An 8,985-nucleotide genomic window follows, 5' to 3' on the forward strand; every position below is an offset into this window, starting at 1 on the left:
CGGCGGGGGCAGGGCCCGCCTCCGCCCGGCCGGGCGCCGCCGCGGCACCCGCGGACGCGTCGCGCGCGGGACGCTGGAGCGGGGCGGAGTGGGCGGAGCCCAGCGCCGGAGCGGCGGGGGCGGACTGCGCCGCCGGGGCGCGCTTGCGCAGCAGGGCGGCGCAGGCGGCCGCGACCTCGGCGGCGGTGAACTCTTCGAAGAGCGGCTCCAGCACCAGCATCTGCGCGCCCAGGTCCTCCTCGCGCACGGCGCGGCGGATCTCGGTGCGGAAGGCGCGGAGCAGCGTGGCGGCCCCGGCGTCCTCGCCGGTCACGCCCGCCGCGCGCGCGTCCAGCCCCGCGCGCTCGGCGATGTCGCGCAGGTGCGCCAGCTCGCGCGGCTCCACCAGCACGTAGCCTGTGGCGCCGCCGCCGTGGCGCGCCAGCAGCACCCGCTCGTCGCCCGGCACGTCGAAGCTGATGGTCGTCGCGTCCTCGTCCGTCCCCTCGCCCTCGTCCGCCTCCGTGCTCGACGCGCCGATCGCGACGTCCGCGTCTTCATCGCCCGGCTCGCCGACCAGGAAGCCGCGGAGCGCCAGCGACTCGGCCAGCGTGGCGGCGCGCTCGTCGCTGCGGCAGAGGACCACCGGGGGCGCACCGTCGCCGCCGCCGAGCAGGCGGCCCAGGACGTCCACCTTCTCCCGCTCGGAAACGACCACGTAGCCGACCACGCCTGTGCTGGCGCGCGGCGCCTCCTCGACCTTGGACTGCGCGGGGTAGCGCAGCGCGCGCTTCACGCGGCGGTCCACCAGGTCGTTGACCGTCTCGGTGAACGTGGTGGTGAGCACCACGCGCTGGGCATCGCGCGGCACGTGGTCGAACAGCGTCTCCACCGCCTCCCAGCCACCCGTGGCCTCGATGTCGGACGCGCCGTCGACCACCACGGCCTCCAGCGACTCCAGCTTGAGCGACGAGCCGCGCACGCCCTGCATGACCTCGGCGGGGGTGGCGACCAGCACGTCGGCGTCGGCCAGCGGGGTGCCCCAGGCGCCGCCGGGGATGCTCACCGTGAGCTCCAGCGCGTGGACAAACGGCACCAGCGCCAGCGCGGCGCGCTCGGCCGCCTCGGGGGTGGGCGTCAGCACCAGAACGCGCGTGCCGGCGGCGGGCGCCTCCTCGCCCTCGGCCGGCTCGGCGCGGGGCTCGATGCGGTCCAGCACGCCCAGCGCGTACGCCAGCGTCTTGCCGCTGCCGCTGCCGGCGCGCGCCACCACGTTGCCCTCGCGCCGCAGCACGGGCACCAGCGCCTCCTGCAGGGCGGTGGGCTGCTCGAAGTCCGCGTCTTCCAGGGCGCGGAGGAGCGGGTCGCGAAGGCCGAAATCCTCGAACGAAGCCATATACGGAACCGGTACGGGTTTGCACGCATGATCACAAGCCGGGCAATATACCGGATCGCAAGAGCTTTGCCTACGCCGCCACGGATCGCGCTGGTCGCGGGCGGTCCGGAGCCTCTCCCCCATCGTCGGGAACAGCTGCCTCACGCGGAGGCGCGGAAGCGCGGAGCACGGCACGACAGAACTCCCCGAGGCCCGAGTAGTGCGCAAGGGTGGGCGTAGGACGGAAGACGTGAGATGAGGAGCGGGGAATCCGGCGACGTGAGATGCCGGGCGGGGGATCGGGACGGGAGATGACAAGCGGGCCATCATCCACCGTACTTCGATAGGGTGCGCATCTGCCGATCGGCTTCCGCGGATGTGCGGCGGTGCACGGTGATCGGCCGATGCGCAGCGGAGGAGTTTCCAGAAATGCGTGGGGGCGACGAGGGTTCGATGGGATGCGCCTCGGCGGCCGATGAACGAAGAGAGGACGCCCGCGTCGCCGCGAGCGTCCTCTCTTTCCGTGGATGGGCGGCCGTACATCACCCGGTCACGCGTTGTCGAGCCTACGCGTGCTTCCCGTGCGTGGGGCGGTTCGCCCTGGGGGGGAGGCTGTGGAGGTAGGCCCACATCGACCGGAGCTCGTCGTCGGTGAGGCCCTTGAACCACGGCACGGGCATCAGCTTGGCGAGCTTGCGGCCAGTGGGCGTCACCCCCGTGCGCAGCGTGTGGATGAAGTCCGCCTCGCTCCACGTGCGCAGCTCGCTCCCGGTGGACAGGTCCGGCCCCGGCGGCGGTCCGAAGCCCGGCGGCAGCCCGTGCATGTCCTCGGCGTGGCACTCGGCGCAGATGCGGACCAGGTACTTGCCGTTCGCGGCCGAGACGCCGGGGCCGGTGTGCGCCGGCATAACCGTGTGGCTCATGCTCGACGCGGCCGGGTCCAGGATGCCCACGATGCCGGCGATGTTGCCCACGGGCCCGAAGTGCTTCGCCGGCAGCGGGCGCTTCACCGGCGGAAGGCTGCGCGCGTACTCGATGATACCGCGCAGGTCCTCGTCGCTCATGTTGTCGTAGTGCACCGACGGCATGATGATGAGCGACCGCCGGTCCGGCCCCAGCGCGTGCCTCACGCCGAGCGCCCAGTCGGTGTCCGTCAGCTTGTGCCCGTTCCCGCCCTGCCAGCCGGTGAGGTTCGCCGACGCCAGGCGCGCGAACGTGGCGCTGTTGTAGAAGGCCTTCCCGCCCAGGTCCGTCCCGTGGCACAGCCAGCAGCCGCGGGCCACCACCTGCGCCTTGCCGTGCGCCACGTCGCCCGCGAACCGCGGGGCTACCGTGAGCGTGGCGGCGGGCACCTCGTACACGCGGTTGCGCTCGTAGGCCGCGTACGCCCAGGTCAGCACGAAGAACATCACCACGGTGCCCGCCGCGATGGCGAGCCACTTCAGGACGGCGTTGCGGCGTTTGGGAGGCATGGGCGGTGGCGGTGGGTGGGCCCCTTTCCCAAGCCCCTCCCGCATAACTGCCTGGGAGGGGAGCCAGGGTGGGGCGACGGTTACGCGTGCTTCGTACTGTCGACAGGCACCGGCGGGTGCCAGCCGGGCGCGGTCGGGGGGATGCGCGTCTTCGCGGGGAGGGAGCGCAGGTACATGTACAGCGAGCGCAGCTCGTCGTCGCGGAGCAGGGCGAACGCCTGCCAGGGCATCATCTTGTTCAGCTTGCGGCCGTCCGGGGTGACGCCGGTGCGCAGGACGTGCACGAAGTCCGCCTCCGTCCAGTTCTTCAGGTCGCCGCCCATGGTCAGGTTGGCGCCGGGCGGCAGGCCGTAGCCGGCGGGCAGGCCGCCGTAGTCCTTGCCGTGGCAGGCATAGCACATGGTGGCCAGGTACTTCCCGTGCTCCAGCGACACACCTTGGTTCACGGTGCCGGGGCGGACCGTCGGCGCGATGTTCTCCGGGGCGATGGGAAGCTGGCCGATGGCGACGGCCAGGTGGCCCATGGGGCCGAAGCTCACCGCCGGCTGCACCTTGTCCACCGGCTTCACGTGGCGGATGAAGGCGATGAGCGCGCCCATGTCCTCGTCGCTCAGGTCCGCGTAGTAGTGCTCGCCCGGCATCACCATCAGCGGGCGGCCGGTGCGGTCCACGTCCTGGCGCACGGCCCGCGCGATGTCGGCGTCCGTCAGCCGCCCGCCGATGCCGCCGCGCCCGGTGGTGAGGTTGGGCGCGGCGAACATGCCGGTCATGCCGCCCGAGGCCAGCGTGGTGCCCGCCAGGTCCGGCCCGTGGCAGTGGGTGCAGGCGTGGACGATCGCCTGCACCTTGCCGCGCGTGAGCAGCGCCGAGGTGACGGGCTGGGTGGGCCCGGTGGACTCGAGGGCATGGTTGATGGGGAAGCGCTGGTGGCGCTTGTGTGCGCTCACCGCCCACACGATCGCGAAGAGCACCAGTACGAGGCCCACGACGCTGCCGGCCGCGATGGCCAGGCCGCGCAACAGCTTCGGCATGTTCGGGATCTCCGGGCAGGGAGAGGCGTGCGGGGCGGGCCGCTCCGGGGAGGAGCGCGGCGGAGGGTGGCAGTGGCGCCGCCCGTCGGGTTTTGCATGGGTGCGAATCCGCCACAATTCTCACTCTTGGAGCCAGCATGTCAAGGGCTCCGATGTGCGCATTCGCCGCTGCACGGCCCACGTTTCCGGCCGTATGCGAAGATGCGGCGCGCACCTATGCGACCGGCGCGCCCCGTCGTGGGGACGCGCCGGTGGATGTGCATCGCTCGGAACGCGACGCGGATTATGCGCCCAAGCCGTCCAGCATCTTGCGGGTGAGGCGGCCTCGGGCGGCTTCGTAGCCCGCCCACGGGTCCTCGGTCTGCGCGGCGAGGCGGGCGGGGACGGTGCGGACGGTGAAGTCGAGCGGGTGCAGGCCCGCCTTCAGCTCGTCCCACGTGACGGGGGTGCTCACCGGCGCGCCCTCGCGCGAGCGGGTGGAGTACGCGGCCACGGCGCTGGCGCTCCACGCGTTGCGCAGCCAGTCGATGAAGATCTTGCCCTCGCGCGCCTGTTTGGACGCCTTCGCCAGGAAGCGGTCCGGCGCGTCGCGCACCATCGCCTCGCTGAGGGCGCGGGAGAAGTCGTGCACCTCGTCCCACGTGTGGCGGCGGGCGAGGGGGACCACCACGTGGAGGCCCTTCCCGCCCGTGGTCTTCACGAAAGCCGTGAGGCCGAGCGCCGCGACCCGCTCCCGCAGCTCGAACGCGGCGGAGACCACGGCATCCCAGCCTAGCCCGGTATCGGGGTCCAGGTCGTAGATCATGCGGTCCGGCCGGTCCAGCCTGTCGCGGCGCGCCCCCCACGTGTGCAGTTCCAGAACGCCCATCTGCACCAGCGAGAGGAGCGCGCGGATGTTGTCGGCCACGAGGTATTCCGCCATCTCCCCATCCACCGGCACTTGCACGCGCCCCACCGTGTGCGGCGTGCTCTCCCCCGCGCGCCGCTGGTAGAAGCACTCCTTCTCCTGCCCCGCCGGGCAGCGGACGAGGGTGAGCGGGCGTCCCCGCAGGTGCGGGAGCACGCGGTCCTTCACCGCGACGTAGTATTCGGCCAGCTCGCGCTTGGTGACGCCCTGGCCGGGATACAGCACGCGGTCCGGGCTGGTGATGCGCACGCCGGCGACCTTGGTCTCCTCCGTCTTCCGCGCCATCCGCACCGCTTCCGGTAGAGGTCGATATGCCTGGCTCGATCGACGCGACGCCGGGCAAGTTCCGTTCTCCCTCGCACCCAAGCTGCCGCCGCCGAACGGTGCCGCAGCACGTCGTCCGCGGTAGCGCCGAACCGTATCGCGATCCTCCGGATTCGCGGTGCGGCGGGAAGGCGGGTATGCTACTCGTCCGTTCGGCGCGAAACCCAGCCTCGCGGCGTCCGGGGGCCGACTCGTGCCTGGGAGATGCGGTTTCGCTCCGCCGCGATTGCGGAGACGCGCGGGAGACGGAGATTGGGGGGGTGGCCGCTACCGGATCGTCGCCCTGCGTGGTGCCCTCCCACTTCCATACGCCCCGTTTCGTGGTGGCTGGCTCACACGCACGCTCGGGAAGAACCATGCAGCAAGTCGAGAACCGGTCGGTCGGCGTATCCACCCGCAGGGCGGGCGGCCAGTTCCCGCGCCGCGGGATCACCATGGGGCGCCGGAAGCAATGGCTGCTCGCGTTCGCCATCGCCACGGTGCTGGTGCTGCTCATCGGGACGCAGAACTACCTAGCCTTCAAGGTCCAGCACGCGCTCTTCAGCAAAGCCGGGCTGCCGAGCCCGCCGGTTCTGTCCTGGCTTGTGGCGGTGGGCACCGAGATCCCCGCCTGGTATCCGTGGGTGCTCTTCTCGCCGGCGATCTTCGCCCTCGCGAGGCGGTTTTCGCCGCTGGGGCCGCGGCCGGCGGCCAGCGTCGTGGTGCACTGTGCCGCCGCGTGCGTGGGAACGGCGTTGATGCTGATGGTCGCCACGGCGGTGCAGCGAGCGTTCGGCCTCCCCGCGGGCCCCAGGCCGCTGGGCTACTGGGCCGAAGTCGCGCTGGGGACCGTCCGGGTGCTTGGCGGGATCATCACCATCTACGCGATGATGCTGGCCATCCACGAAGCGGCGGCTTACCACGACGCCTACCAGCGGCGCAGCGTGCGGTCCGCCCAGCTCGAGGCGCAGCTCTCCACTGCGCAGCTCGACTCGTTGAGGTCGCAGCTCCAGCCGCACTTCCTGTTCAACACGCTCAACACCATCACCGCGCTGATGTTCAAGGACCCGCACGCGGCGCAACAGATGATGGTGCGGTTGAGCGACCTGCTCCGCGCCTCGCTCGAGGACCCGTCGACCCACGAGGTGACGCTGCGCGAAGAGGTTGCGTTCGCGGTGAAGTACCTGGAGATCCAGACGGTCCGCTTCCAGGACCGTCTGCGCGTGGAATGGAGCCTGGACCCGGACACCCTGGACCTGCTGGTCCCGCGGCACCTGCTTCAGCCGCTGGTGGAGAACTCCGTCCGCTACGGCGTGGAGCAGACGTCGCGCCCCGGCGTCATCGAGGTGCGTAGCGCGCGCGCCGGCGGCACGGTCCGCATCTCGGTCCGCGACGACGGGGCGGGGACGGCCGAGGCGAACCCGCTCGCGGGAGGCACCGGGATCGGGCTGGACAACACGCGCGCCCGCCTGCGGCACCTGTACGGCGACGGCCACGAGTTCCGCGCCGACGCCGGCCCCGCCGGCGGCTTCGAGGTCACGATCGGCTTCCCCGCCAGAACCCAATCCGTACCGGAGCATTGAATGAGTTCCCTTCGCTGCATCATCGCCGACGACGAGCCCCTGGCGCGCGAGCTCACCGCGTCGATGCTCCGGGAGAACACGGACGTCGAGATCGTCGGCGACTACGGGTCCGGCCGTTCCACCCTCGATGCGATCCACGCGCTCCGGCCGGACCTGGTGCTGCTGGACATCCAGATGCCGGACCTCACCGGGCTGGAGGTGGCCGCGGCCCTCCCGCGCGAGGACCCGCCCGCGATCGTGTTCGTGACGGCGTACGACGAGTTCGCGCTCCGGGCCTTCGACCTCCACGCGGTCGACTACCTGCTGAAGCCCTTTCCGCCGGACCGGCTGGTGACGGCGGTGGAGCGCGCCCGGGAGCGGCGCGGGCGTGCGGACCGCCGGCCCGAGGCGCAGAACCTGTTCGCGCTGCTCGACGAGTTCCGGGTGCGCGGGCAGAGGAAGCGCCGGCTGGCGATCAGGGTCGGCGAGCGCACGTACATCCAGCCCGTGGACGAGATCGAGTGGATCGAGGCGGACGGCAAGTTCGTGCGGGTGCACGCGGGCAAGAAAGTGCTCACCGCCCGCGAGGCCATGCACACGCTGCACGCGGAGCTGGACCCGGCGCTGTTCCTGCGCGTCAGCCGCTCGGCGATCGTGAACCTCGACCACGTGCGCGAGATCCAGCCGTGGTTCAAGGGCGACTTCGTCCTGATCCTCAAGTCCGGCAAGGAGATCTTCTCCACCCGCGCCTACCGCGACGGCGTGCTCGACGTCCTCGGCCGGTAGAGTCTTCCCACCGACGATCCGCCGGACATCTCTTCGGAGTGCGGAACACCCCGCTCGATCACCACCCTCTCATCGCATGGATCGTCACGGCCGTAGAAATCAGCATCGGCCTAACGGGCCGATCCTCGTTCGCCGCAACGAGATCGGACAGGGTTGGGGGAGGCGAGGGAAAGAGGACGAACAAGACTGTTGACGGCGGCTTCGGAAAGGGGTATATAAACCGAAGATAAAATACCTAAACCGTTGATCTCCATCGTCAAATACGGAACTGAAAACCGAAGATCGGGTATCATCCACACGGCCCTGCGATTGGATGTTCGGGGTTGGTGCGGCGTTCTCCTGACACTTGGGAGTAGGGGCGCAGGAGAGCGCGCCGGACCGCGGCTGCCGGGCCGATGGGAGCGATACGCGAGGAGGACGATGGCGGAGCAGCCCCACGCGGCGCGCACCGTCGCCGCCGTGGAGCGCGCGACGGGCGTCGCGTTCGAGCGGGTGGCGGCGTGACGGGGTCCCGATCGGGGCACGCGCCGCCCGCACAACCGGAGGCCGAGATGTCGGAGATGAACTACAGGGCGCTGCAGGACCGCTTCGGCGTGGACGAGATCGAGTGGCGCCTGCAGCAGGCGGGCGAGAAGAACGGGCGCGTGTGGGCCATCTGCGTGCCCTACGTGACCAACCGCGCCATCCAGACCCGCTTGGACGAGGTCGTCGGTCCGGGCAACTGGAAGAACGAGTTCAAGCCCGGGCCGGGCGGCGGGGTGATGTGCGGCCTGTCCGTGCGCGTGGGCGCCGAGTGGGTGACCAAGTGGGACGGCGCGGAGAACACCGACATCGAGGGCGTGAAGGGCGGGCTGTCCGGCGCCATGAAACGCGCCGCCGTGCAGTGGGGGATCGGCCGCTACCTGTACGCGCTGGACGAATCGTTCGCCACCGTCCACGAGAACGGGCGCTTCCGTGGCAAGACGAAGCAGGGAAGCGACTTCCGCTGGGACCCGCCGGCGCTTCCCGCCTGGGCGCTGCCGGAGAAGGCCGCGCCGCCCGCCCCGCCGGAGCGCCCCACCGCCTCCAAGGCGAAGGCGAAGGCAGAATCGAAGGCCGCCGCTCCAGCCGCCGCCGCCGCCGCCGCCGCACTCAGCCGAGAGACGCCGCCGGCCGAGGAGCACGCGGTCAGCGCGGACGACCACGAGGCGATGCTTCTCTTCGTCCGCCAGGTGGGCCCGCAGGTCGACGACGGCGCCAAGATCAAGGTCGACCGCGAGCTGCGGAACCTGAAGGACTTCGTCCGCGAGAACTGGCCTACCATCAAGGAGCAGCCGGAGATCGCCTGGACCGTCGTATCCGCGATAGAGGAGGCGACGGGCACCCCGTTCGCCGCCGCCCGCACCGCCGCGTAGGCGCTTCGGCAAAAGCGCGGAGCGACCGCACGAAAATCGAAGACGGTAGATGCACATCGGGGCGGCCTCCCACGCGGAGCCCGCCCCAATTGCTTTCAGCAGACTCCCAACCCGCCCGCCCGCACTTCTGGTCTCCCCTCCACCAGGCAGTTTTGGGGGAGGGGCCGGGGGAGGGG

The 8,985-nt window shown here is 71.2% G+C and carries 7 protein-coding genes; 3 read left to right on the top strand and 4 right to left on the bottom strand.

Going from position 1 to position 8,985, the window contains the following annotated elements:
* From VFE05_09155 to ligD, 4 genes are all read right to left on the bottom strand, one after another.
* A partial coding sequence (locus VFE05_09155) for a DEAD/DEAH box helicase (protein HET6230223.1) occupies positions 1-1,375 on the bottom strand: 1,375 nt, incomplete at its 3' end.
* 545 nt (positions 1,376-1,920) lie between these two features.
* A complete protein-coding gene (locus VFE05_09160) occupies positions 1,921-2,826 on the bottom strand; it encodes a c-type cytochrome (GenBank protein ID HET6230224.1) in 906 nt (301 codons plus the stop codon).
* An 80-nt stretch (positions 2,827-2,906) separates the two neighbouring features.
* Positions 2,907-3,857, bottom strand: a complete 951-nt coding sequence (locus tag VFE05_09165) for a cytochrome c (protein ID HET6230225.1) — start codon at positions 3,855-3,857, stop codon at positions 2,907-2,909.
* A gap of 283 nt (positions 3,858-4,140) precedes the next feature.
* On the bottom strand, positions 4,141-5,049 hold the full coding sequence (gene ligD / locus VFE05_09170) for a non-homologous end-joining DNA ligase (GenBank protein HET6230226.1): 909 nt from the start codon (positions 5,047-5,049) through the stop codon (positions 4,141-4,143).
* 395 nt (positions 5,050-5,444) lie between these two features.
* Between ligD and VFE05_09175 the strand changes: the two genes are divergently transcribed.
* From VFE05_09175 to VFE05_09185, 3 genes are all read left to right on the top strand, one after another.
* On the top strand, positions 5,445-6,650 hold the full coding sequence (locus VFE05_09175) for a histidine kinase (protein HET6230227.1): 1,206 nt from the start codon (positions 5,445-5,447) through the stop codon (positions 6,648-6,650).
* Entirely contained in the window at positions 6,651-7,415 is a 765-nt protein-coding gene (locus VFE05_09180; protein HET6230228.1) for a LytTR family DNA-binding domain-containing protein, read from the top strand. It abuts the gene before it with no gap.
* 551 nt (positions 7,416-7,966) lie between these two features.
* Entirely contained in the window at positions 7,967-8,809 is an 843-nt protein-coding gene (locus tag VFE05_09185) for a Rad52/Rad22 family DNA repair protein (GenBank protein ID HET6230229.1), read from the top strand.
* Positions 8,810-8,985: the final 176 nt, after the last annotated feature.

The sequence above is a fragment of the Longimicrobiaceae bacterium genome (assembly GCA_035696245.1).
Taxonomy (GTDB): domain Bacteria; phylum Gemmatimonadota; class Gemmatimonadetes; order Longimicrobiales; family Longimicrobiaceae; genus DASRQW01.